At 71.2% G+C, this 480-nt stretch carries 1 pseudogene; it reads left to right on the forward strand.

Annotation, left to right across the window (positions count from 1 at the left end):
- Nucleotides 1-480, forward strand: a pseudogene (locus FQ746_RS31905) (sulfate adenylyltransferase); the annotation flags it as partial.

Consider the following 480-nt stretch of genomic DNA (forward strand, 5'->3'; position numbering starts at 1 on the left):
TGGACCTGGTCGAGTATTCGGAAGCGACCTTCAACCTGATCCGCGATGCCTACGTCGTACTCGCGCAGCAGCTCGGCCTGGAGGGCGTGCGCTTCGTGCCGGTGTCGGCCCTGAAGGGCGACAACATCGTCACGCTCTCGGACAGCATGCCCTGGTACGCCGGCGAGCCGTTGCTCGACGTGCTGGAGACGCTGCCGGTGGCGATCGACGGCGGCGAGGCGCTGCGCTTCCCGGTGCAGTGGGTGGCGCGCCAGGACGGCAGCTCGGCCGACGATTTCCGCGGCTCCATGGGCCGCGTCGAGGCGGGCGAGGTGAAGGTGGGCGACGAGATCGCGGTGCTGCCCTCGGGCCGCACGGCGACCGTGGCGGAGATCGTCGCGCCGGTGCCGGGCGGCACGGCTGCGGTAGAATCCGCCTTCGCGGGGCAGACCGTCACGATCCGCCTCGCCGAGGACGTCGACGTCTCGCGCGGCGACGTGT

Origin of the sequence: Paraburkholderia sp. BCC1886 (genome assembly GCF_900996245.1) — a bacterium.
Lineage (GTDB): Bacteria > Pseudomonadota > Gammaproteobacteria > Burkholderiales > Burkholderiaceae > Paraburkholderia.